We start from the raw sequence: 24,225 nt of genomic DNA on the forward strand, positions 1-24,225 counted from the left end.
TCAACTTTCTGCTTTTTTATATCTTTATTATACCATAAAAACCACTATAAACATTATTTAAACAACGTTTATAGTGGTTTTTCGGTTTGAGACTTATGATACAGCCCCTTTTTCGATAGAGATTTTTGTTGAAAATTCGAACAAATAATGATAAAGTTTGCTTAATGTTTGGAAAAGGAGGCTTTTTATAAATGATAAAAAAATATAAACGAAACCAGCGCTTAATAGCAATTACCCAACAACTAATGAATAATCCCAACCAACTCTTAAACTTACAAGATTTTGCGCATAAATTTCAATGTGCTAAATCATCAATTAGTGAAGATTTGGGAATGGTCAGAGGAGTTTTTGATGAAATGCAACTAGGGCAACTTGAAACATTGACTGGTAAAACAGGAGGTGTTATTTTTCGTCCACATCTGTCGGGAGAGGAAGTTGAAATTATTCAGCGTCAAGTAAAAGAGCGACTCTCTCAAGGTAAGAGAATTCTCCCAGGAAACTATATTTTCGTGAATGACCTACTACAAGATCCGAGTGTTTTAAATCCGATTGCTCAACTTATTGCAGCTAAATATGCAGATAAAGAGATTGATACCATTCTTACCATAGAAGCTAAAGGGATAGGATTAGCAGCGGCAGTAGCATTATATCTAAACAAACCTTATGTTGTGGTACGTCGAGAATCTACCTCTGGAGAAGGATCAACCATTTCGATTAATTATACTTCGGGTTCTACGCAGACTGTTAAGAAAATGGAACTCTCGAAGTCAGCTTTGCAATCGCAAAGTCGTGTATTAATTGTGGATGATTTTCTTCGTAATGGGGGAACATTAACAGGGCTTTTAAATTTAATTGAAGAATTTGATTCGCAAGCAGCTGGAATATGCGTTTTTGCAGAGAATAAGGTAAAAAATCGAATGAGTATTCCAAATTATCACGCTCTTTTTGAAACTCAATTACGTTATAACAATGAGTTAGGTCATTATCAATTGGAAATTGAAGCAGGAAATTTTTTTAATTAGGAAACTGCATAGCCATATGGTCCTTAAATAGATATAATATAAGGGTAAATGTCGCAGATAGAAGGAGTGTGAGTGAATGAAAAGAATGGCGGTTATTTTAGCAGCTGGCAAAGGTACACGCATGAAGTCAGCCTTACCTAAAGTTCTCCATAAAATTAGTGGAATTTCCATGGCAGAACATGTTGTTCGATCAGTCTTGGAAAGTCGTGCCGAGCAGATCGTAACTATTGTTGGTAATGGGGCAGATTTAGTGAAAGAAGAATTAAAAAACCTTACTGATTTTGCTTTTCAATCCGAGCAATTAGGAACAGGTCATGCAGTACTCCAAGCTGAGAATCTTCTGGCAAATGAAAAAGGAAGTACCTTAGTTATATGTGGAGATACACCCTTATTGTCAGGAGAAACATTAACTAAACTCTTTGAGCATCATGAAAGCACAGGTTCAAAAGCAACCGTTTTGACTGCAAGAACCTCAGATCCTACTGGTTATGGTCGAATTGTTCGTGATGATGAAGGCCAAGTTCTTAAAATTGTGGAGCAAAAAGACGCTTCGTCAAAAGAACTTATTATAGATGAGATTAATACAGGGACCTACATTTTTGATAATTTAAGTATGTTTAAAGCTTTGAAATCAGTGAGCAATCGGAATGCCCAGGGCGAGTATTATTTACCAGATATTATTGAAATTCTTCAAAAACAAGGAAAAAAAGTTCATGCTTTTAATATGGATGATTTTGCAGAATCAATTGGAGTGAATGATCGAGTAGCGCTTTCTAAAGCTCAGCAGCTAATGAACCGACGTATCATTACAAATCATATGCGAAATGGCGTGAGCTTTATTAATCCTGAAATGACTTATGTTGAAGCGGATGTAAAAATTGGTGAAGATACGGTGATTGAGGGGGGTGTTCAGCTTAAGGGCGAAACATTTATTGGTAAATCAGTAAGAATTGGTGCCAACAGTGAGATTGTAGATAGCCAAGTAGGGGACTCAGTAATAATTACTCAGTCAGTTATTGAGAAATCAAAGGTTGAAGATAAAGCAAAAATAGGACCTTTTGCGCATTTAAGACCGAATAGCTATTTGGCAGAGGGCGTCCGTATTGGGAATTTTGTTGAAGTTAAAAATTCTCAACTAGGTAAAGATACCAAAGCAGGTCACTTAGCCTATATCGGTGATGCTGAATTAGGAAAAGATGTCAATGTAAGCTGTGGTGTTATTTTTTGTAACTATGATGGTAAAAGAAAATATCGTTCGAAAGTCGGCGATCAAGTATTTCTTGGAAGTAACTCTAATATCGTCTCTCCACTTGAGATTGGGGACCGTGCCTTTATAGCTGCTGGTTCAACTATTATAAAGGATGTTGAAGCGGAAGCCTTAGCTATTTCACGTAGCGAACAGGTTAATAAGTTAGGTTATTGGACTAAATACATCAATAAATAAATTTAAGGAAAGAGGGATTTGGTTGGCAAGTGAACACTATAAGGATCCAAAATTAAAGATCTTTGCATTAAGTTCTAACGAAAAGTTAGCGGCAGCAATTGCAAAAGCTGTTGGAGTAGAATTAGGTGAAATTTCTTTATCTAGGTTTGCTGATGGAGAGATACGTGTAAATATTGATGAATCGACTAGGGGGGCACATGTATATATCGTACAATCGACCTCCTCACCAGTTAATGATAATTTAATGGAATTATTAATTACGATTGATGCTTTGCGTCGCGCATCAGCAAAAACAATCAATGTAGTGCTTCCTTACTATGGTTATGCACGTCAAGACCGTAAAGCACAGTCTCGTGAACCAATTACAGCTAAATTGGTAGCAAATATGTTAGAGCAAGCAGGAGCAGACCGTGTAGTGGCATTGGATTTACACGCTGCCCAAATTCAAGGGTTTTTCGATATACCTGTAGATCATTTATTAGGTGCTCCTTTACTGGCAAATTACTTTATTGATAACAAACTTTTTGGCGATGATGTTGTTGTTGTATCACCTGACCATGGCGGCGTAACTCGTGCACGAAAACTAGCAGAATTTTTAAAGGCACCAATTGCTATTGTTGATAAACGTCGCCCACGTCCTAACGTTGCAGAAGTGATGAGTATTGTTGGAGATGTAAAAGATAAAACAGCAGTGATAATTGATGACATGATTGATACGGCAGGAACAATTACAATCGCTGCTCAAGCTTTGATTGATCGTGGAGCCAAAGAAGTTTATGCCACCTGTACTCACCCGGTTCTTTCTGGGCCAGCTTTAGAAAGATTGCAAACATCTGTTATCAAGAAGGTAATTGTTACAGACACCATTCTACTGCCTGAAGACAAAAAAATTGATAAAATTGAAATTGTGTCTGTTGCACACTTAATTGCTGAAGCAATTAAACGTATTCACGAGAACCGTTCTGTTTCACCTCTTTTCAATGAAAAATTCACTATCATTGAGTAGACTTTAATTGTAAATTTTTTATTTGAAGCTTAAGCTCGTTCTATCTTTAAATTAGATGGGACGAGCTTAAGTTATTTCAATACAAATATATGAGAGCTTAAAAATTAATCAGACTAAATGTTGATGGTTATTTTTTAAAGAAGTCGGTATAATGAGTAAGAACCAACGGAAAGAAAGAGGTTTTATTATGAACCATCGAAAAGAATGGAATAATTTATTACGCTTTGTTGTAGTTATAATGGGTTCACTGGTATGTCTTTTAGGAATTCTATTATCCTTTTATTTAAAATTTTCAGGCCAAATTCCCTATAGAAATTTTATAGCTTTTGAATCAAGTTGTTTCTGGATAGCAATAGGTTTTATTTTGATCAACTTCTTCTTTGGTACCTATATATTTTATAATAAAACTTTAATGGACCTTTTCTACTTTACCATGCTATCTCAATTATTTTTGTCTTTTTTTATGATGGCCGTTACTTATGCTGGGTCTTGGCTAACTTTTCCGCGATCTGTTATTTTACTTAACCTTTTCGTAGGGACAATATTGGTATATTTATTTAATGCTGTAGCTTACATCCTTTATCATCGATTATCTGGCCGTAAACGAGTTTTAGTCGTAGGGGAGAATAAAAAGGCGTTAAATGCAGTGGTTAATTTTGATAGAATGACCAATCGTAGACATGAGGTAACTCATGTAGTCTTGTCAGATTATTACCAGCGTGTGGTTAAATTATCGGATGCGGTCGATATTGTTTACCTTACTGGTTATATCGAAGAAACAGAACGACTAAAAATATACGATTATTTGATGCGGAATAACAAAAAGCTCTTTTTATCGACTAACTTTGCAAATTTAATGATGGTTAATCCAAATATAATGAGCTTTGAAGATGAAAGTTTAATTGAAGTATCTACTTTTTCAATTGCTTTTGAACAAGCTATTATCAAAAGGACGATTGATATTGCTTCTTCTCTTCTTTTATTAATTTTAGCTTCGCCTATCATGTTAATAACAGCCATAGCTGTAAAACTAGACAGTAAGGGACCAATTTTTTATCGTCAAGTTAGAATTACAAAAGGATCTAAACCTTTCAACATTTTAAAATTTCGTTCAATGACTCAAACGGCTGAAGAAAAATCTGGACCCGTATTAGCTAGTTCTAATGATTCACGAGTGACGAGGGTAGGAAAGTTTATTCGCACTACTCGGATTGATGAACTTCCACAATTAATCAATGTGTTAAAAGGTGATATGTCGCTCGTTGGACCGCGACCTGAACGTCCTTTTTTTGTTAATCAATTTAGTCAAGAAAATGCTTATTATGAATTGCGTCATCATGTACGTGCAGGAATCACTGGCTATGCTCAAGTCTATGGAAAATATGCTACAGACTTTAATAATAAATTAAACTTTGATCTGCTCTATATTAAAAATTACTCATTAGCCTTTGATTTTAAATTGTTGTTTCAAACATTAAAAATATTATTTGATAAGGTTTCTTCAAGAGGTTTAGACCAAGAAGATCTCTGCCAACCTTCATGGAAGGATTTTCAATCCAAAATTCATATTTATGAGTAAGCTATTTCTAGATGTTGTTTATTGTTTATGTTAGGCTTTTGCTAGTAAATTATAAGGAGGATATTATGAATAAACGTAATAAGGTAAAAACACTTTTTTTAATGATAATGGTTAATCTGCTGCTAATCCCTCAGTCTTATGTGAGTGCTCAAGAAACAGTTTCAGATGCTTGGCAAGATGTGGCGGTAAAAGCAAACCAACAAGAATTCCAATCCTTTCATATGGAAGGTACAGTAGGCGTGAAAATTTCCTCGCAAAATATGACCAGTGATTTTGGAAACCTAGAAATTGACGCATTAGTAAATGCTCAACCGATAGCTTTACAAATGGTAGCAAAAATAATTTCTCCATTTGTAGGTTCAGAGGCTGTAGGTTTTGAAAGCTATGCTAAAGAAGGATTTAATTATATTTACAACACTCAATCTAAAGAGTGGAAGACTTCAGAATGGACGGTATCAGAAGAAGATATCTTAGATAGTCTTCAAGCATCCTTTAAAAATGTATCAAATGGCTTAGTAGAAAGCGAAATGACTTCAGAGGCCAAAACATTTATTGATAAATACTTTGAATTTGAAGAAAAAGGTCAAGATTATCTTTTTAAGTTGAAAAAAGATATTAATGGAGCTAGCTTTTACAATGATTTAGATAAGGCAATCGATTTAAAACAGTTGGTTAAGCAATCAGCTAACAAAGCGATTGAGCAATCAGAAGATCTGGGACAACCCATCGACCGAGAATATGAAGAATCTCTGGGGGAATTCTTGAATCCTGATATGTTTGAAGATTTCTTTAATATGAATCCACAAATGACTGTTACATATGAGAGTGTGACAGGGCTGATAAAGAACTTTTCCTTTATGATTGACACAGACCCTAAAGTTTTTATCGATTCAGTGAGTCAAACAGACCGGTCTAATTTACCAGAGCTTATAAGTATTTCGGCTAATTTTGACTTTGACCAGTATGGTCAAAGCTTTAATATTCAGGTTCCTTTGGAGGCCATGCAAACTTCTGAAGAAAATACCATAGAAGAGTAATTAGTAAAAACCTTTAGTTGAGCATTCAACTAAAGGCTTTTTTATAATGAGCTTATAACTTATGCACTCTTTTTGAATCAACATTGAGGGCAATAGTATGATACAATAAATAAAATTATTCAGTTGAGGAGATTAAAATGATCTATAAATATTCTGATGACAGCTTAATGACCCACACCGATCTTTATCAAATCAATATGTTGAAAACATATTGGGAAAAAGGGATTGATCGAAAACTGGCTGTTTTTGAAGTCTACTTTCGCAAAAACCCTTTTAACAATGGCTACGCTATTTTTGCTGGTTTAGAAAGAGTTGTTCACTATTTGAATCAATTTCATTTCTCAGCGACTGACTTGGATTATCTAAGAAGCTTAGAAATATACCCCGAAACATTTATTCAATACTTGGCAGATATGAAACTAGAGTTATCTGTTAGGTCTATGCAAGAAGGCGAGCTTTGTTATGCAACCGAACCTTTGATGCAAGTTGAAGGACCACTTGGTCAGTGCCAATTAGTTGAAACAGCTATTTTAAATATAATAAATTTCCAAACTTTAATTGCCACAAAGGCATCACGTATTCGTTCGGTAGTGGGTGAAGGGGATAAAATTTCTGAATTTGGTGCTAGAAGAGCGCAAGAAATGGATGCGGCTATTTGGGGAACGCGTGCAGCCTTTATTGGAGGCTTTGATTCAACTTCAAACGTTAGGGCTGGGAAATTATTTGGTATTCCTGTTTCTGGTACTCACGCTCATTCTTTGGTACAAGCTTACCGAGATGAGTATCAAGCTTTTAGAGCTTATGCTGAAACGCATCGTGATGTCGTCTTCTTAGTAGATACTTATGACACATTACGTTCAGGCATACCTATCGCTATAAAAGTAGCTAAAGAAATGGGTGACAAAATCAATTTTATCGGTGTTCGAATTGATTCGGGAGATATGGCTTACCAATCAAAAAAAATTCGTGAGCAATTGGACGAAGCAGGTTTCACCGAAGCGCGCATAATAGCTTCCAATGATTTGGATGAAAAAACCATTTTAAACTTACGAATGCAGGGTGCAAAAATCAACGATTGGGGTATTGGAACTAAAATAATAACTTCTTATGACCAGCCTGCTCTAGGTGCTGTTTATAAATTAGTTGGAATCGAAGATGACAAAGGTGAGATTGTACCGACAATTAAAATTTCTTCCAATACAGAAAAAATCACTACACCCGGTATGAAACAAGTTTGGCGAATTACTCGAAAAAAAGATGGCAAGGTGGAAGGTGACTATATTGCTTTAATAGATGAAAGGCCCGATCTTTTAGAGGAACTTTTCATGTTCCATCCAGTTCATACCTATATCAATAAAACTGTTAAGGACTTTGAAGCGCGTCCACTTTTAATAGATATATACAAAGAGGGTCAGCAAGTATATGATTTACCAGATATATTAACTATTAAAGATTATTCAGAGGATAAAATTAACTGCTTATGGGAAGAGCATAAGCGCATTTTAAATCCACAAGTTTATCCAGTTGATTTATCGCAAAAATTATACGATTTGAAAATGGATAGTATACAAGAGGTTCGCGACCAAGTTGATTTAAGAGTTGAGGCGTTTCAAACAGATCAATTCTGATAAGGAGAATAATATGAGACAATTGCAAAAAGAAATCATAGGGAATTTAAAAGTTTCACCAAGGATTGAACCAGAAGCTGAAATTCGGCGATCTATTAACTTTTTGAAAGATTATCTCTATCAAAATGCAGGTTTAAAGTCATTGGTATTAGGTATTAGTGGAGGACAAGATTCCACTTTAGCAGGGAAATTATCGCAAATGGCTATTGAAGAAATCCGAACTGAAACAAACGATAACCAGTATCAATTTATTGCTATACGACTTCCTTATGCTGTCCAAAATGATGAAGAAGATGCACTAAAGGCTCTAGATTTTATTGCACCAGACCGAATTTTAAATCTAAATATTGAAGAGGCGACTTTAGGAGTTGTTCAAGCTTTGAAAAAAGAACAAATTGAAGTTAGCGATTTTAATAAAGGAAATATTAAAGCGAGACAGCGTATGGTGATGCAATATGCGGTAGCAGGACAGTTTTCAGGTGTTGTAGTAGGAAGTGACCATGCAGCAGAGAGTGTCACAGGATTCTTTACTAAATATGGAGATGGGGCAGCGGATGTAATGCCTTTGTGGCGCTTAACCAAAGATCAGGGTAAGCAGTTGCTACAGTCCCTAAACTGTCCGGCAGACCTTTATCAAAAAATACCGACAGCCGATTTAGAAGAAGACCGTCCTATGTTATCCGATGAAGAAGCGTTGGGTGTTTCTTATCAAACCATTGATCGTTATTTGACAGGACGTGAAGTAAAAGACCATGAAGCAGCAATAATTGAAAAATGGTACTTAAGTAGCCAACATAAACGCCATCTGCCAGTCACTGTCTTTGATCAGTTTTGGAGGGAATCTTGATTTAAGGAGATGAAATAATGTCCATTGTACTGGAAATAATAATGAGGGTAGTGCTTGCTTTCATATTGTCATTAGCATTTTCCTATTCCTTATTAAAGTTGCTTAATTATACAAAGCCCCTTGATTTTAAGAATAGAGAGAATAATAGCAAAAGAACACCACCTGCTTACGGTGGTATTGCTGTATTTATGGCATATTGGTTAAGCTATTACTTATTAAATCCTTTTACTCTTTGGGATAAGCAAGGGAGTCTTTTTGTAGCCTCCTTAATTATCCTTGTAACGGGCGTTTTAGATGATAGGTTAAATTTATCTGCTTTAAAAAAATCAATCGGTATTTTAATCGCCTGTCATTATGTCTATTTTTATAGTGACATTTCTTTTTCATCTCAACTCATTAATTTTGAAGACCCATTACTTTTTAATGGTTTGAAATATCTCTTAACCATAGTATGGATTTATTTAGTAACTAATGCATTAAATTTATTAGATGGGATTGATGGCCTAGCTTCAAGTGTTAGCCTGGTGAGTCTTTTTTCAATGGTTATAATAACTTTAGGTTTTTCTTTAACCATTCAATTGGATTTTGTATTAAAGTTGTTATTTTTATTTGCAGCAATTGCTGGTTTTTTAATATTTAATTGGCCACCTGCTAAAATTATGTTGGGAGATACTGGGGCTTTATTTATTGGATTTATGTACGCTAGTTTAACCGTTACTAATCTAAAAAACGCCAGTCTTTACTCTTTTATTTTTCCAATACTTTTATTTGCTGTTCCACTTTTTGATACTGTTTTTGCCTTCATGAGGCGTTTACACCAACGAACCCCGGTTACTGAAGGAGACAAAGAGCATATCCATCATCGGTTACTGCGAAGGGGTTATAATGAAAGTTCAATCAATAAAATGATGATGGCTTTATCTGCCGTTTTTTCATTGATTACCCTAGCCCTCCATGCCTTTCCTAATTTAAAGTGGCTGATATGGGTGATGACAATGGTATTGATTGTAGCAATGGTTTATTTTACTGTGCATATTGGAAAAGAGTCTCCAAACAAATGAATCTTTTTAAGTTTTAAAAGGTATATTTATATCTCGATTACCTAAACTGTCTATTTTAACTTGTCCACTTAAAAAATTGACTAAATAGCTATCAAATTCCTTTAGGAAGTCAGAATGAATAGCGATTGTCATTTGAATTTTTTCGAGATATTCGATGGTTAGAACAGAAGGTAAGCCAGGCATTTGAGCAAGATTATGATTAAAGCGATCAAGCTGTGCATAATCCATTTCAATTTGAAGAAGGGTCTGGTTAACATTTTTAATTTTATTGGCCAATTGGCAGCTTTCACTAACTACTTGGGTGTAAGCGCGAATTAAACCACCTGCACCTAACTTGTTTCCACCAAAATAGCGAACAACAATGGCTGCGACAAAAGTTAATTCCTCTTTTTTAAGAACTTCAAGCATTGGTAGACCTGCTGTACCACTTGGTTCGCCATCGTCACTCATGCGTTGAATACTTGAGTCAGCCTCTAAACTAAAAGCATAGCAGTGGTGATTTGCTTTATAATGCTTTTTTTGTATACTAAGCAAGTGTTGATTAAATTCTTCTTCACTTTTGATTGGAAACAGAAAACAAATAAAACGAGATTTTTTTATTTCAATTTCATGTACAATTTCTTTTTGGATACTTAAATAATTAAACATATAGCTTTCCTTTCATTTATGTTAGGATAATAGATAACATATAGATTCTTTAAACAGTGTAACATATTTAAAAAACAACTGATTATTAGTCAGACAGGGAATGGTAGTGAAAAATGAAAACAGCAATTATAGTAGATTCTACAGCATATTTAAACCAGGAAATAGCCAGTCAATCAAACGTTTTTCAAGTCGATCTTAGTGTTATTTTTGATGATGGGACTGTTTTTAAAGATTCATCTGATATTGATGAGCAGACGCGGTTTTATCAGTATATGGAAAAAAGTGATCGATTACCTAAATCTTCTCAACCACATCCAGGTGACTACTACCAATTGATGGATCAGATTGTTGAAGAAGGTTTTCAAGCAGTCATAGCTATCCATCTATCTTCAAAAATATCAGGAACTTTAGCTTTAGCGCAATCGGTACTAACTGAATACCAAGATCGTATTCAAAGTTATATTATCGATTCTAAGTCTTCATGCATAGTCATTGAAGGTTTGGCAAGGAAAGCCTTAAAAGGACTCGAAGCGGATAAGGAATTAGAAGATATCGTGGCTGAACTAACTTGGCAAGCAAATCATACACAAACTTATTTGATGGTCGAAGAGTTAGAGAACCTAGTTAAAGGTGGACGTTTAAATGCAGGTTTTGCTACACTAGGCCAATTGCTTAAAATTCGTCCTTTATTGCATTTTGATGAGGAAGGAAATATTCTTCTCTTTGAAAAAATCCGTACTAATAAAAAGGTGTATGCTAGATGGATTCAACTAATTAAAGAAGCAATTGAATCATATCCCCAAGGTATTCAGCTTATGATGACACATGCCAATGCTAAAGACGAATGTAGTGTGGTTGTAGAATTAATTGAAAAAGAGTTAACGATCTCTGATATAGAAATTAACTCGATCGGCCCTGTTATCGGTACACATACCGGAAAAGGTTGTATTGGCTTAGCCATAATGCCTAATTACGATCCTAATTAAACAGGTAAATAATAGCACTAATTATTCTCCTTCTGTGTACTTTATAAAAAGACATGGAAGGAGATTTTTTTGATGGAGTGGAAAGAGTATTTTATTGGTCAATTAATGACTCAAAGAGAAGTAACAATAATCTGGGATAAATTTCTTTCTCAATCCAGCTGGAAATTAGAGACGATATTTAATCATCTACACGCAATGCCTGCTATACAAATAAAACAAAAGCACATCCTTTGTTCCAGGTGCAATTGTCAAGATCAACAACAATACTATAAGTTTTATTTTAATAAAAAGAAGATTATATATTGTTGTTCGTGTCTTCAAATGGGACGAATTTGTAGTAACGATTTGCTTTATTATTTACCAAACAATCAACCTTTAACTATAAGAAATCAAAAATCCTTTCTCACCTGGCAAGGGAAACTTTCGCCACAGCAAAATAAGGCTTCACAAGAAGTTGCGGAACAATTGGATGATAGTAGTCACCCACATTTAATCCATGCTGTAACGGGAGCTGGTAAAACAGAAATGCTTTTTCCAATAATCGATGAAATATTAAGAAAGGATGGAAAGATAGCTTTAGTCTCTCCAAGAGTTGACGTGTGCATTGAACTTTTTCCAAGAATTAAAGCTGCTTTTAATTCGGTCAAAGTTCTTTTGCTTCATGGAAAGAGTGAAACAAAATATGAGCCCTGTGAAATTTTAATAGCAACTACCCATCAGTTGCTAAGGTTTTTTCAAGCCTTTGACCTAGTAATAGTGGATGAAGTAGATGCCTTTCCCTATGTTGATAATGAGAGTTTACATTTCGCGGTAAATCGAGCAGTTAAAAAGAAGGGTAAATTAATCTTTCTGACAGCAACACCGGATAAAAAAATTGTGGAAGCGGTCAAAAAAGGCTTGATTCACCAGACCATTTTACCAGCGCGATTTCATGGTTTTCCTTTGGTTGAACCCATATTTTTGTGGTTGGGAGATTGGAAAACTAACTTAGTAAATCAACAAAAGAATTCCAAACTTCTCTTAAGCCTAAAACATTTTATTGCGCTTGAAGGTCGAAAACTAATTTTTATAGCCAATATCAAGTTGGCAATTCTATTATCTGAGTGGTTAGAGAAACTTTTTAAAGGCCTTAGACTTACCTATGTATATTCAACAGATCCTCTAAGACATCAAAAGGTAGAAAAAATGCGCAAAGGTCATTATGACATACTAATCTCTACATCCATTCTTGAAAGGGGAGTAACTTTTGAAAACTGTCATGTGTTTGTCCTTGGTGCTGAGGACCCTCTTTTCTCTAAATCAGCTTTAGTTCAAATGAGTGGCAGGGTAGGAAGGAAGGCTGCTTATCCATCAGGTAAAGTTGTTTTTGGTCATTATGGTATTACAAAAGAAATGAAAAGAGCGGCTATAGAAATTAAGGGAATGAATCAGTTAGCGAGCAAGAGAGGACTTTTAAATGCAAATGCTTGATGAAAGGGTCTGTTTGATGTGCCAGAAAAATTACCAACGTGATTTAAGTTGGCAACAGTTATTTTCCTGGCAAGCTATTGAATTTGAACCATTGTGTTCAGACTGTTTAAAATCATTCGTTCCTTATCATTATCAGAGTGAAAGTTGCAGAGCCTGTGGAAGAAAATTAGATGGTAGCAACCACTATCAAACTACTTATAGAATCAAAGATACTGATGAGAATTACTGTCTAGATTGTTATCGCTGGCGCCAAAAATATCCTCTAAAGCTAATAAACAATCAAGCCTTATTTGACTACAATGCTGGTTTTAAAAATTGGATCACTCGTTATAAATATGATGGAGATTGCCGGATGGCGAATGTAATGAAGCAAGTCTTAAAGAAAACATATAAACACTATCCAAACTACCTTTGGTTAATTTTACCTAGCTCTGAATCAAGCTTGAAAAGGAGATTGTTTCATCCGACCGCATATTTATTAGAAATAGCCCACATCCCTTATTGTTGTCCCTTCCATTACATTGGAAATGAAATTAGACAAGCAGCAAAAAGTCGAAAAGATCGTTTAACACTCAATCGTCCATTTGCTTGGATAAATATAGAAAAAGAAAAATTAAAAGAAAAGAAAGGTCTAATGATTTTTGATGATGTTTATACAACAGGGGCAACTATGATACAAGCAAAATTAGAGATAGTTCAACATTTTGAAGCTATTGCTAAAGAAGAAATGGATTTAAAAAGTATTACTTTAGCAAGAAATCAATCACTTGCTTAGAATGTGTAGCGCTTTCAATCGATGTGGGCATGTGTTATAATAATTTTAAGCTAGTAATAGCTTTTGGGTTTATGGCTCATTAGCCTTAGACCAAATAGAGAGGAAATGAGGGATATTTATGTTTAACTATAATGTTCGTGGAGAAAATATCGAGGTTACTCAAGCTATTCGAGAATACGCCGAAAAGAAAGTTTCAAAACTTGAGCGTTTTTTCAATGATGTACCGAATGCAACTGCCTATGTAAATTTGAGGGTTTATCCTGATAAAACAGCAAAGGCAGAAGTAACTATTCCTTTATCTTTCTTAGTGCTCAGAGCTGAAGAGACAACACCTGATTTATATGCGAGTATTGATTTTGTAGTTGATAAATTAGAGCGACAAGTACGGAAATATAAGACTAAAATTAATCGCAAATCACGTGAAAAAGGCTTCGAAGGAATAACTACATCAGATTTGGTACAAGCTTCAAATGTAAATAATCATGAAGATGAAAGCGAACCCGATTTACAAATAGTTCGTTCAAAGCGAATTGCTTTAAAACCGATGGATTCAGAAGAAGCAGTCTTACAAATGAATATGCTAGGCCATGACTTCTTCGTATATAAAGAAGGAGAAACAAACGAAATTAATATCGTTTACCGCCGTAAAGATGGTCGATATGGATTAATTGAAACAGCGAGAATGGATTAAGATTAAGTTGTATCCTTAGAATATAGTGAATATCAAATGTTAAATGAAGAGCTTATCAATGCTCTTCATTTTTTATTGTTAAAAAGCAGAAGGAATTAAACTTTTACAATACACTAGCAGATAAAAATGTTTGAAAGTCGAGTTTTTAATGATACAATGTTACAGTGAGAAAATTTATTCATGGAATGGGTAAATGAGGATTATGGGAATTAAAGGAGCATATTAATGGCCAACTTTTTAAAAAATTTAATTGAAAATGATAATGCTGAATTGAGAAGAACCGGAAAATTAGCTGACCAGGTAATCGACTTAGAAGAAGATTACCGCACGATGACTGATGAAGAACTGCGTGCCCAAACTACTATTTTAAAAGATAAATTAGCTAGTGGAAAAAGTTTAGATGATATTCAGGTAGAGGCATTTGCTGTTGTAAGAGAAGCTGCTTATCGAGTATTAGGCTTATTGGCCTATCGTGTCCAAATTCAAGGCGGCTTTGTCATTCATAAGGGTGATATTGCTGAAATGAAAACCGGTGAAGGTAAAACTTTGACAGAGACAATGCCTGTTTATTTAAACGCTTTGTCAGGTAAAGGGGTTCATGTTGTTACTGTTAACGATTATTTAGCAACTCGTGACTCTAAAGAAATGGGAGAAGTTTTCCGCTTTTTAGGCTTAACAGTCGGCTTAAATCTAAACTCAATGAACGCTGCTCAAAAGCGTGAAGCTTATGCTTGTGATGTGACTTATTCTACAAATAACGAATTAGGTTTTGACTATTTAAGAGATAATATGGTTGTTTACAAGTCTCAAATGGTTCAAAGACCATTATATTTTGCGGTAGTAGACGAAGTGGACTCTATCTTAATTGATGAGGCTCGTACACCGTTGATTATTTCTGGTCAAGGTGAGAAATCGACAGCCCTCTATAATCGAGCAGATTATTTTGTTAAGGGATTGAAAGAAGAAGAAGACTACACCATTGATTTGACTTCTAAGTCAATTGTTTTAACAGATATTGGAGTTGACAAGGCTGAAAAAATCTTTCGCTTAGAAAACCTGTATAATGTTGAAAATTCATCACTGGTTCATCATATTGATCAAGCTTTACGCGCAAATTACATTATGATTCATGATATTGACTATGTGGTAGACGAAGAGGAAGTTAAGATTGTCGATCCATTTACAGGTCGTATTATGGACGGTCGTCGTTATTCAGATGGACTTCACCAAGCGATTGAAGCAAAAGAAAATGTTGAAATCCAAGATGAGTCCAAGACAATGGCAACGATTACTTTCCAAAACTACTTCCGTATGTATGAAAAATTATCTGGAATGACGGGAACGGCTAAGACGGAAGAAGAAGAATTTAGAGAAATTTACAATATTAACGTCGTTTCAATCCCAACCAATCGACCAGTTATTAGAAAAGACCACCCAGATTTGCTTTATCCAAACTTAAAAGCTAAATTTGCTGCCGTCGTAGAAGAAATCAAAGAACGTCATGCTAAAGGGCAACCTATTTTAGTAGGGACAGTGGCTGTAGAAACTTCAGAGTACCTATCAAAATTATTAACAAAAGAAGGTATTCCTCATGAAGTCTTGAATGCTAAAAATCACTTTAAAGAAGCTGAAATTGTTATGGCTGCCGGTCAAAGAGGTGCGGTAACCATCGCGACCAATATGGCTGGACGGGGAACCGACATTAAGTTAGGATCAGGAGTTAAAGAAGTAGGCGGACTCGCTGTTATCGGAACTGAACGTCACGAATCACGTCGAATTGATAACCAGTTACGTGGACGGGCAGGACGTCAAGGAGATCCCGGGGCATCACAATTCTATTTATCACTAGAAGATGATTTGATGCGACGTTTCGGATCAGACAGAATTCAAAAGGTTTGGGAAAAACTGAATATGACAGACGACAACAATGAAGGAGAAGATCTTGCTATTCAAAGTAAGATGTTATCTCGTCAAGTTGAATCAGCCCAAAAGAGAGTGGAAGGTAATAATTACGATACTCGTAAGAGTGTTTTAGAGTACGATGAAGTTATGCGTGAGCAAAGAGAAGTTATTTATGGTCAAAGATTGGCGGTGATTAATGAAGAAGAAACCTTAACACCTCATATTAAAGCAATGATTAAACGGACCATCGAGCGTGAAGTGGCCTATGCTACTGAAAACGATGAAAAGGATTGGAATTTAGACAGTCTATTGGACTTCGTTCACAACACATTATTTAGTCCAGAAAAAATCTCAATAAAAGACTTAGAACGTAAGAGCAGAGAAGAATTAATAAATTATTTGTATAATGAATCTGTGTCGGCTTTTGATGAGAAAATTGCTTTACTAAATGGTCCTGAACAAGTTTTAGAATTTGAAAAAGTAATTATTTTGCGTGTGGTTGATTCGAAATGGACAGACCATATTGATGCGATGGATCATTTACGTCAAGGTGTTGGTCTAAGAGCATACGCTCAAACGAACCCTCTAACAGAATATCAAACAGAAGGCTTTGATCGCTTCCAAGAAATGATTGCTGCAATTGAATATGACATCACTCGATTCATAATGAAGGCACAAATTCGTCAGAATTTGGAGAGGGAGCAAGTTAATTCCACAAGCCCTCGGGTAAAACCAAGTTCAATGCCTAAACACCAAAGTGTAAAAACATTAAAAGGCTAATATGACAGAATAGCAAAGGTCCTGCGGATTAACTCCAAAGGACCTTTTGTGTCAATTTTAAAAAGTAAGGTGATATGATGGAAATATATGAAATTAAGGACCAAATAGAATCAGCCCAACTTAATATTGAAAAAATAAGGGGGTCCCTTTGACATCGATAAATTGGAAGCAGACGTTGCTGAAATGGAATCGAAGATGTTAAAGGAAGATTTTTGGGACGATAATCAAGCTGCTCAATCTTTAATTCAAGAATTAAATAAATGTAAACTCGAAAAAAACTCTTTTTATCAATTAGAAGAAGGACTGGATGATGCAATGATTGGACTAGAGCTTATTGAAGAAGGCCAAGATCCTGAATTACAAAAAGAGCTAGAAGAAAAGCTGGTCTTACTCAATAAACAAATTGATGATTATCAACTATCTCTTCTTTTGTCGGGAGATCATGACCATCTCAATGCGATTATGGAAATTCACCCAGGAGCGGGAGGGACAGAATCCCAAGATTGGGGCGAAATGTTGTTGAGAATGTATGAACGCTGGGCGAGTCACAATCATTATGCGATAACATTTATAGATTATCAAAATGGGGATGAAGCAGGCATTAAAAGCGCTACTTTTGAGGTTTCTGGCTATAAAACTTATGGACATCTGAAGTCGGAAAAAGGGGTTCATCGTCTCATACGGATATCGCCTTTCGATTCTAATGCGCGCAGACACACTTCCTTTTGTTCAATTGATGTTACTCCGATGATTGATGGTTCGATTGAGCTAGAAGTAAATCCTGAAGATTTACGTATCGATACTTATAGAGCTTCAGGAGCTGGCGGACAACATATAAACAAAACTTCTTCTGCCGTTCGAATTACACATCTTCCGACAGGAATTGTTACTCAAAGTCAATCCAATCGTTCACAAATTCAAAATAAAGAGCAAGCTATGAGCCTCTTGAAAGCAAAACTTTATCAAAAAGAAGTGGAAGAAAAAGAAGCTGAATTACAAGCGATAAAAGGTGAGCAAAAAGATAATGCCTGGGGTTCACAAATCAGGTCCTATGTTTTCCACCCTTATTCAATGGTAAAAGACCATCGAACGAATTATGAAACGGGGAATATCGACGCTGTAATGGATGGAGAATTAAATCCTTTTATTGATGCTTACTTAAGGTGGAATATCCAAGAAGAAAAATAAGTAATAAAGAGTGAAGAATTACTAGTATGTGAGGTGAAATTGTTGATTAAGCTAATTAAAGCGAGCAAACAGTATGGTAATGGAATATGGGCTGTTAAAGATGTGAGTCTCGAGATAAATAAGGGAGAATTTGTTTATTTAGTAGGACCTAGTGGTTCGGGGAAGTCTACGCTGATGAAATTGTTAAATCGTCAAGAAAAAGTTACAAGCGGACAAGTGATTGTTAATCAGTTTAAAGCGCATGACTTAGCTGAAAGGAAAGTTCACCTATTACGAAGGCAAGTTGGTGTAGTTTTCCAAGATTTCAAACTTTTACACCAATTTACAGTAGCTGAAAACATTGCTTATGCATTAGAAGTTACAGGAGAGAGTAAAAAGAAAATTAAAAAACGTGTGTTGGAAGTTCTTGATATCGTTGGTTTAAAGTCTAAAATGCATCAATTACCGAACGAGTTGTCAGGTGGAGAGCAACAAAGGGTTTCCATAGCGAGAGCTTTAGCTAATCGTCCTCAAGTGCTTGTGGCGGATGAACCGACGGGTAATTTAGATCCAATCAGTGCAGTTTTGATAATGCGAGCTTTAGAAAAAGTTAATCGCTCTGGAGTAACTATTCTAATGGGAACTCATAATGATAATATCGTTAACTCCCACCCTCACCGAATTTTACAAATGCACCAAGGTAGATTGGTAAGAGATATAAAAAGAGGTGTAAAAAATGAAATGGATTAGATCCCGTATTCGTCATTTTAGAGACGGAATGAGAAATTTATTTCGAAATGGCTGGCTGACTTCTGCATCAATCGTAGTTATGAGTCTAACTTTATTTTTATTAGGCACCTTTTTTGTTCTCGTATTGAATATTAATCAATTGACAGAAACGATTGAAAATGAGATTCAAGTACGAGTGATGATTGATCCTTTAGCAGAGGTTGCTGATGAGAGAAAACTTGGTGATGAAATTGCAGCGATGGATAATGTTGTTAAAGTTGTCTATCGGTCGGCAGAAGAAGAATTAGAGTCTTACCAAGAAGTTATTACAGAAGATTTTGATGTTTTAATGGATCAAAATCCTCTTAACAATATGTACTTAGTCACTGTAAATTCAGCTAATTCATTAGAGCAAGTAACCAAAAAAGTTCAAAAATTAAAATGGGTTCAAAGTGCTAATATTGGTTCAGTCAATCTTGAGAGCTTGATCCAAACAATTGAAATTATGCGATATGCTATAGCTATTTTAGGAGCTATTTTTATTCTGATAGCTATCTTACTTATCTCCAACACAATTAAAGTAACTATTCAGTCGCGCTCAAGAGAAATTGAAATCATGGAGCTGGTAGGTGCAAAAAAATCTTATATAAAGGCACCTTTCGTTATTGAAGGGGGAAGTGTAGGAATTATAGGCGCTGCCATAGCCAGTATTGTTTTATATTTTTCCTACCAAGCAATCCTTAGCCTGGCTCAAGAGTTACTGGCTTTTAATCCGGAGTATGCCATGCCTATTTATCCTAATATCTTGTATATATCTGGTATTTTGCTGGTTTTGGGCTATCTATTAGGTGTTTTAGCAGCAAAAAGAGCTGTAAACAAATTTTTTAAATAGAAATTTAAAAGACTTCCCTATTCTTTTAAAGGGAGGTCTTTTTATAGTAGTGAAAGCTATTGATTAGAAGATATCTTTTAATAGATGAAGGCGTCTGATAGAATAAGAAAGTACTTAGAGATCCTAGGAGGTTGGCTATGAAAAGAGTGCTGGTTGTCGATGATGAACAATCGATATTAATGTTATTAGAATACAATTTAAATCAAGCTGGTTTTGATGTGGTCACTGCAGAAGACGGTAAGACCGCTTATAAATTGATTAAAAAAGAAAAGTTTGACTTTATCATTTTAGATATTATGCTTCCAAAAATGGATGGAATGGATGTATGTCGCCGTGTGCGTCAAGAAAAAATTGAAACACCTATTTTAATGTTGACGGCCAAAGATGATGAATATGATAAGATTATTGGCTTAGAATTAGGAGCAGATGATTATATGACCAAGCCTTTTAGCCCAAGGGAGGTTATTGCCAGAATTAAGGCAATTGGGCGTAGGATGCAAAGTAGCGAAAAGAATGTAAAAGAGGTTGAAAGTCAGACAGAATCAGTAGATATTACACCTCTACAAGTTCCTACTAATGCATCTGAGAATTCAAATGATGTGATAAGGCTCGGTAAGTTAGAAATATTTCCAGACCGCTATGAAGTGATATGTGATGGTAAATCAATTGATTTAACGCCCAAAGAGTTTGAACTCTTACTCTATATGGCAGTTAGAAAAGGGCGTATACTTAGTCGTGATCAACTGCTTAATAACATATGGAATTTTGACTACGCGGGTGAAACGCGTATCGTCGATGTCCATATTTCACATTTAAGGGAAAAAATTGAAAGTGACACAAAAAGTCCTGAATATATTAAAACGGTAAGAGGGTTTGGTTATAAATTTGAGGTACCACAAGCATGAAACTGATAGACCCGAGCCAAAGACGCCGACAATTGGGACTAGGAATTGTCCTATTTATGATAGGTATTTTATCTTTAGTTTATTTGGGTTACAGACAAATTGAGCAGACAATTTATACGATTTTACAAGATCAAGTGCAAACTCATTCAGCTTACATATTCATTAAAGATCAAAGTCGGATAGAAGATTATTATCAAGACCTAGATAGTATCTTTAGTGGTGAAGATCGCGAGGTTTTTTTAATTTCTCAAAGAAATAATTCGAAAAATCGCTTAGTACCCAATACTTTATGGAGAAATTCAAAAGAAGGTAATACAAAGAGCAGTCTGAGTCTCATTCATCAAAAGATTATTAAAAATAAAGGTCAAAATATAATTTCCTGGAGAGCTGATCAACGGATCTATGCTGGTAAGAAATTAAATTGGAACAAACAAACTGTTTGGTTGGTTGAATCGGTCGATAAGAACTACTTTTCTTTCAAATGGCAAGAATATTGGAAGCTGGTAGCAATTTATATTATGGTTCAGCTTTCCCTTATATTCTTAGCTATTCGATTAGCCTTGCTAAAAACTACGGGTCCGATTCAATCAATAAGGCAAGGGATAGAAAAGGTTAGAGATTCCGATTATCATTATGAATACCTTGAACATTCGATTCCCGAAGTTAATCAATTAGGACAATCAGTTACCGATATTGTCAAGTATTTAGGAGAAGACCGCAATGATCTGATTTCTGGACAACAGCAATACTCTTTATTACTGGAGAATATCAACCTTGGAGTATTAGTCATTGACTCTCAAGGAAAGATTGATCTCATGAATCCAGCTTTAGGAAAAATTTTAGGACTGTCGCCAACAGTAATTGGGCGTCCTTACCAAGCAATTTTAAAATCTTTTCAATTAATCAGTTTGATTAATCGAGTGATGCAAACACATTTGCCTGTACAAGAAGAAGTAGAAGTTTATGTACCTAAATCAAAATTCTTGGATGTCAATATCCTTTCCTATCAAGAATATCAAGCCAGTGAAATGTCTTTTTTGGTATTACTCTATGATATAACTGAAATCCGTCGTTTAGAAACGGTAAGAAGTGAATTTGTAGCCAACGCTTCACATGAACTAAGAACACCTGTGACTGCTATCAAAGGTTTTGCAGAAACACTCTTAAACGGAGCGCTAAAAGATAAGAAGGCAGCTAATAAATTTGTTAACATTATTGCCAAAGAAAGTAATCGACTGGAAATGATTATTGAAGATATTCTTGAGTTATCTCGTGTTGAAAAAAGTGAAAACAATTTACCTAGATCAAGCTTTTATGTGGATAAAGTAACAGAAAATATGATCGAGTTTCTTTCTCAAAAAACTGCTCAAAAATCAATTAAAGTCGAATTGATTTCTAATAACAATATTGCTTTGAAAGCAGACCAATATCGCTTTGAGCAAATTTTAACCAATCTATTAGACAATGCTATTAACTATTCAGATGAAGGCAGTCAAATAACAATTAGTATTAAAGAAAAAAAGAAAAAAATTGAATTAACTGTTGCTGATACAGGAATAGGGATACCCGAAACAGAGATGGATCGAATTTTTGAAAGGTTTTACCGAGTTGATAAAGCACGCAGTCGAAATTCAGGTGGAACAGGCCTTGGGCTTTCGATTGTGCGCAATTTAGTCAAAATGATGGGTGGTAAAATCGAGGTAAAAAGTCAAGTGGGGGTAGGGACATCGTTTACGATAATTCTCCCTAATTAATGATGACGCTTACAGTTAAGAATGTTATAAGAAAGCCCTTCACCCAGGGTCTTGTAACATATTTGTAACATTATTTGCTGAAAATTTACAAAGAATTTACATAGGTGAAGTACAATAACAATGTACTATCAATGCAAGAGTTATTGTAGTCAAGTAAATTGTGGAGGAGTTGTCTTAATGCAGGGCAAAGTGCTAGAAAGATTCATGAAATATGTCTTTATGTTTTGTGCATTCTTATCTATTTTATCAATTGTTTTAATCTTCTATTTCATCTTTGTAGGTGGAACAGTTGATGACGGAGTTTGGAAATTCCAAGGTGGAATTCCTTTTCTAATGAAGCATGGCTTCTTAAAAACCTTTGTAGGTCAGCAGTGGCAGCCTTCTTGGAAAGAGCCTCTTTATGGTATTTTCCCTTTCATTATGGGGTCTATTTATGTTACGGTTGGCGCTATTGTTGTTGGAGTTCCCATTGGAGTTCTAACGGCTATTTTTATGGCATATTTTTGTCCAGATTTTTTATATAGAATCTTTAAGCCAGCAATTAACTTAATGGCAGCCATTCCTTCAATCGTTTATGGTTTTTTTGCTCTTCAAATGATGGTTCCATTCATCAGAGGATTAAAGTTTTTACCAGCTAATAATGGAATGAATATACTGACAGCTTCGGTCTTATTAGGTGTAATGATTCTACCGACTGTAATTGGACTTTCAGAAGCAGCTATTCGAGCGGTGCCGAGACACTATTATAATGCCTCAATGGGTCTTGGCGCTACTCATGAGCGATCTGTTTTAAATGTCATTGTCCCAGCGGCTAAATCTGGTATTCTATCTGCCATTATCTTAGGGATTGGTCGTGCGATTGGTGAAACAATGGCGGTTGTTTTAATTGCTGGAAATCAACCAAGGTTGGCTAAAAGCTTGTTTGAAGGAACAAGAACACTGACTACCAATATTGTGTTGGAAATGGGATATGCAAGTGGTGATCACCAGCACGCACTAATTATGACAGCCTCAATGTTATTTGTTTTTATCTTAATTATTAACGGTACCTTCATGTGGATTAAATCGAAAGGAGATAGAACTTAATGAGCGCAAAAATCATTCGCTTTATTGTTTGGCTAGCAGCCTTTTTTACCATAGGTATGTTGCTCTTTATCATCGGTTTCATTCTTTGGAACGGCTTGCCGGTTATGAACACTCAACTTTTTGCCTGGGAATACAATTCAAACAATGTATCGATGATGCCTGCTATTATTTCAACCTTAATTATGATTGGCTGTTCACTTTTAATATCTGCTCCAATCGGAGTCTTTTCAGCTTTTTATTTAGTTGAGTATGCAGACCGTGGAAATCGATATGTACATTGGATTCGGTTAGCAACCGATACACTGGCTGCGGTTCCTTCAATTGTTTATGGTTTATTCGGGATGTTACTGTTTGTGAATGTAATTTTTAAAACCTATTCTCACATTGCTGGCATTTTAACGTTATCCATTATGATTTTACCAATCATTATTTCTTCAACAGAAGAAGCTTTACTTTCGGTTAATAATTCTTTAAGGATGGGTTCCTTAGCTCTGGGTGCTGGTAAATTAAGAACGATATTTACAGTTGTTCTTCCTGTTGCTATGCCAGGCATCTTATCCGGAATTATCTTAGCAATTGGCCGTATTGTAGGGGAGTCGGCGGCCTTAATTTATACGATGGGTACGTCCTCAGGTATGGTTAAAAACCTATTGAGTTCGGGTAGAACATTGGCTACACATATGTATGTTTTATCTTCAGAAGGTTTTCACGTTAAAGAAGCTTATGCAACAGGAGCGGTTTTGGTATTGCTGGTCTTAATTATCAACTGGCTATCTACACTCTTAGGCGCTCGATTAGGTTCAGGAGGAAAATAAA

21 protein-coding genes are annotated in these 24,225 nt (G+C 35.4%); 20 read left to right on the top strand and 1 reads right to left on the bottom strand.

All coding sequences use genetic code 11. From position 1 onward, the window contains the following. Nucleotides 1–191 precede the first annotated feature (191 nt). The 8 genes from purR (at nucleotide 192) to ACQV2S_RS07045 (ending at nucleotide 9,624) form a co-directional block, all read left to right on the top strand. A complete protein-coding gene (gene purR / locus ACQV2S_RS07010; protein ID WP_428874163.1) occupies nucleotides 192–1,022 on the top strand; it encodes a pur operon repressor in 831 nt (276 codons plus the stop codon). 76 nt (nucleotides 1,023–1,098) lie between these two features. Continuing rightward, nucleotides 1,099–2,466 (top strand): bifunctional UDP-N-acetylglucosamine diphosphorylase/glucosamine-1-phosphate N-acetyltransferase GlmU, encoded by a 1,368-nt coding sequence (gene glmU / locus ACQV2S_RS07015; RefSeq protein WP_428874164.1) that lies wholly within the window; start codon nucleotides 1,099–1,101, stop codon nucleotides 2,464–2,466. A 22-nt stretch (nucleotides 2,467–2,488) separates the two neighbouring features. Then, nucleotides 2,489–3,472, top strand: a complete 984-nt coding sequence (locus tag ACQV2S_RS07020) for a ribose-phosphate diphosphokinase (RefSeq protein ID WP_428874165.1) — start codon at nucleotides 2,489–2,491, stop codon at nucleotides 3,470–3,472. Between the two features lie 187 nt (nucleotides 3,473–3,659). Beyond that, entirely contained in the window at nucleotides 3,660–5,051 is a 1,392-nt protein-coding gene (locus ACQV2S_RS07025) for a sugar transferase (protein WP_428885275.1), read from the top strand. A gap of 65 nt (nucleotides 5,052–5,116) precedes the next feature. After that, nucleotides 5,117–6,088: a hypothetical protein gene (locus ACQV2S_RS07030; RefSeq protein WP_428874167.1), complete on the top strand. Its 972-nt coding sequence runs from the start codon at nucleotides 5,117–5,119 to the stop codon at nucleotides 6,086–6,088. A 137-nt stretch (nucleotides 6,089–6,225) separates the two neighbouring features. After that, nucleotides 6,226–7,716 carry a nicotinate phosphoribosyltransferase gene (locus tag ACQV2S_RS07035; RefSeq protein ID WP_428874168.1) on the top strand — a complete coding sequence of 497 codons (1,491 nt, stop codon included), beginning with the start codon at nucleotides 6,226–6,228 and terminating at the stop codon, nucleotides 7,714–7,716. Nucleotides 7,717–7,729: 13 nt separating this feature from the next. Next, nucleotides 7,730–8,563, top strand: coding sequence for an ammonia-dependent NAD(+) synthetase (nadE, locus tag ACQV2S_RS07040; RefSeq protein WP_428874169.1), 834 nt, complete (start codon nucleotides 7,730–7,732; stop codon nucleotides 8,561–8,563). Between the two features lie 17 nt (nucleotides 8,564–8,580). Next, a complete protein-coding gene (locus ACQV2S_RS07045; RefSeq protein ID WP_428885276.1) occupies nucleotides 8,581–9,624 on the top strand; it encodes an MraY family glycosyltransferase in 1,044 nt (347 codons plus the stop codon). A gap of 6 nt (nucleotides 9,625–9,630) precedes the next feature. On the opposite strand, the gene ACQV2S_RS07050 is transcribed toward ACQV2S_RS07045, so the two are convergent. Beyond that, nucleotides 9,631–10,272, bottom strand: coding sequence for a YigZ family protein (locus ACQV2S_RS07050; protein WP_428874171.1), 642 nt, complete (start codon nucleotides 10,270–10,272; stop codon nucleotides 9,631–9,633). Nucleotides 10,273–10,385: 113 nt separating this feature from the next. On the opposite strand from ACQV2S_RS07050, the gene ACQV2S_RS07055 reads away from it, so the two are divergent. The 12 genes from ACQV2S_RS07055 to pstA all read left to right on the top strand — a co-directional run bounded on the left by ACQV2S_RS07055 (nucleotide 10,386) and on the right by pstA (nucleotide 24,224). Further along, nucleotides 10,386–11,258, top strand: a complete 873-nt coding sequence (locus ACQV2S_RS07055; RefSeq protein WP_428874172.1) for a DegV family protein — start codon at nucleotides 10,386–10,388, stop codon at nucleotides 11,256–11,258. 72 nt (nucleotides 11,259–11,330) lie between these two features. Next, nucleotides 11,331–12,728 (top strand): DEAD/DEAH box helicase, encoded by a 1,398-nt coding sequence (locus tag ACQV2S_RS07060; RefSeq protein ID WP_428885277.1) that lies wholly within the window; start codon nucleotides 11,331–11,333, stop codon nucleotides 12,726–12,728. 16 nt (nucleotides 12,729–12,744) lie between these two features. Beyond that, nucleotides 12,745–13,503, top strand: a complete 759-nt coding sequence (locus ACQV2S_RS07065) for a ComF family protein (protein ID WP_428874174.1) — start codon at nucleotides 12,745–12,747, stop codon at nucleotides 13,501–13,503. Nucleotides 13,504–13,621: 118 nt separating this feature from the next. After that, nucleotides 13,622–14,194, top strand: a complete 573-nt coding sequence (gene hpf, locus ACQV2S_RS07070; RefSeq protein ID WP_428874175.1) for a ribosome hibernation-promoting factor, HPF/YfiA family — start codon at nucleotides 13,622–13,624, stop codon at nucleotides 14,192–14,194. A gap of 225 nt (nucleotides 14,195–14,419) precedes the next feature. Further along, nucleotides 14,420–16,876 (top strand): preprotein translocase subunit SecA, encoded by a 2,457-nt coding sequence (secA, locus tag ACQV2S_RS07075; protein ID WP_428874176.1) that lies wholly within the window; start codon nucleotides 14,420–14,422, stop codon nucleotides 16,874–16,876. 77 nt (nucleotides 16,877–16,953) lie between these two features. After that, nucleotides 16,954–18,064 (top strand): peptide chain release factor 2 gene (gene prfB / locus ACQV2S_RS07080; RefSeq protein ID WP_428874177.1). Its coding sequence is split into 2 segments (ribosomal slippage): nucleotides 16,954–17,025 and nucleotides 17,027–18,064, totalling 1,110 coding nucleotides; the frame shifts between segments, so codons are not numbered across the junction. A gap of 42 nt (nucleotides 18,065–18,106) precedes the next feature. Next, nucleotides 18,107–18,793, top strand: coding sequence for a cell division ATP-binding protein FtsE (gene ftsE, locus ACQV2S_RS07085; RefSeq protein WP_428885278.1), 687 nt, complete (start codon nucleotides 18,107–18,109; stop codon nucleotides 18,791–18,793). Continuing rightward, complete coding sequence (ftsX, locus tag ACQV2S_RS07090) at nucleotides 18,780–19,664, top strand: permease-like cell division protein FtsX (RefSeq protein WP_428874179.1); 885 nt, start codon at nucleotides 18,780–18,782, stop codon at nucleotides 19,662–19,664. Before ftsE ends, ftsX begins: the two co-directional genes overlap by 14 nt. Before the next feature lie 137 nt (nucleotides 19,665–19,801). Next, complete coding sequence (locus ACQV2S_RS07095; RefSeq protein ID WP_428874180.1) at nucleotides 19,802–20,569, top strand: response regulator transcription factor; 768 nt, start codon at nucleotides 19,802–19,804, stop codon at nucleotides 20,567–20,569. Continuing rightward, entirely contained in the window at nucleotides 20,566–22,323 is a 1,758-nt protein-coding gene (gene pnpS, locus ACQV2S_RS07100) for a two-component system histidine kinase PnpS (RefSeq protein WP_428874181.1), read from the top strand. Before ACQV2S_RS07095 ends, pnpS begins: the two co-directional genes overlap by 4 nt. A gap of 177 nt (nucleotides 22,324–22,500) precedes the next feature. Continuing rightward, nucleotides 22,501–23,409 carry a phosphate ABC transporter permease subunit PstC gene (gene pstC / locus ACQV2S_RS07105; RefSeq protein WP_428874182.1) on the top strand — a complete coding sequence of 303 codons (909 nt, stop codon included), beginning with the start codon at nucleotides 22,501–22,503 and terminating at the stop codon, nucleotides 23,407–23,409. Beyond that, nucleotides 23,409–24,224 carry a phosphate ABC transporter permease PstA gene (pstA, locus tag ACQV2S_RS07110; protein WP_428874183.1) on the top strand — a complete coding sequence of 272 codons (816 nt, stop codon included), beginning with the start codon at nucleotides 23,409–23,411 and terminating at the stop codon, nucleotides 24,222–24,224. Before pstC ends, pstA begins: the two co-directional genes overlap by 1 nt. Nucleotide 24,225 lies beyond the last annotated feature (1 nt).

Origin of the sequence: Facklamia sp. P13064, assembly GCF_050409425.1 — a bacterium.
Lineage (GTDB): Bacteria > Bacillota > Bacilli > Lactobacillales > Aerococcaceae > Facklamia.

Coding starts and splice junctions, on each gene's coding strand:
- purR (WP_428874163.1), top strand. CDS start 192: ATGATAAAAAAATATAAACGAAACCAGCGCTTAATAGCAATTACCCAA.
- glmU (WP_428874164.1), top strand. CDS start 1,099: ATGAAAAGAATGGCGGTTATTTTAGCAGCTGGCAAAGGTACACGCATG.
- ACQV2S_RS07025 (WP_428885275.1), top strand. CDS start 3,660: ATGAACCATCGAAAAGAATGGAATAATTTATTACGCTTTGTTGTAGTT.
- ACQV2S_RS07030 (WP_428874167.1), top strand. CDS start 5,117: ATGAATAAACGTAATAAGGTAAAAACACTTTTTTTAATGATAATGGTT.
- ACQV2S_RS07035 (WP_428874168.1), top strand. CDS start 6,226: ATGATCTATAAATATTCTGATGACAGCTTAATGACCCACACCGATCTT.
- nadE (WP_428874169.1), top strand. CDS start 7,730: ATGAGACAATTGCAAAAAGAAATCATAGGGAATTTAAAAGTTTCACCA.
- ACQV2S_RS07045 (WP_428885276.1), top strand. CDS start 8,581: ATGTCCATTGTACTGGAAATAATAATGAGGGTAGTGCTTGCTTTCATA.
- ACQV2S_RS07050 (WP_428874171.1), bottom strand. CDS start 10,272: ATGTTTAATTATTTAAGTATCCAAAAAGAAATTGTACATGAAATTGAA.
- ACQV2S_RS07055 (WP_428874172.1), top strand. CDS start 10,386: ATGAAAACAGCAATTATAGTAGATTCTACAGCATATTTAAACCAGGAA.
- ACQV2S_RS07060 (WP_428885277.1), top strand. CDS start 11,331: ATGGAGTGGAAAGAGTATTTTATTGGTCAATTAATGACTCAAAGAGAA.
- ACQV2S_RS07065 (WP_428874174.1), top strand. CDS start 12,745: ATGTGCCAGAAAAATTACCAACGTGATTTAAGTTGGCAACAGTTATTT.
- hpf (WP_428874175.1), top strand. CDS start 13,622: ATGTTTAACTATAATGTTCGTGGAGAAAATATCGAGGTTACTCAAGCT.
- secA (WP_428874176.1), top strand. CDS start 14,420: ATGGCCAACTTTTTAAAAAATTTAATTGAAAATGATAATGCTGAATTG.
- ftsX (WP_428874179.1), top strand. CDS start 18,780: ATGAAATGGATTAGATCCCGTATTCGTCATTTTAGAGACGGAATGAGA.
- ACQV2S_RS07095 (WP_428874180.1), top strand. CDS start 19,802: ATGAAAAGAGTGCTGGTTGTCGATGATGAACAATCGATATTAATGTTA.
- pnpS (WP_428874181.1), top strand. CDS start 20,566: ATGAAACTGATAGACCCGAGCCAAAGACGCCGACAATTGGGACTAGGA.
- pstC (WP_428874182.1), top strand. CDS start 22,501: ATGCAGGGCAAAGTGCTAGAAAGATTCATGAAATATGTCTTTATGTTT.
- pstA (WP_428874183.1), top strand. CDS start 23,409: ATGAGCGCAAAAATCATTCGCTTTATTGTTTGGCTAGCAGCCTTTTTT.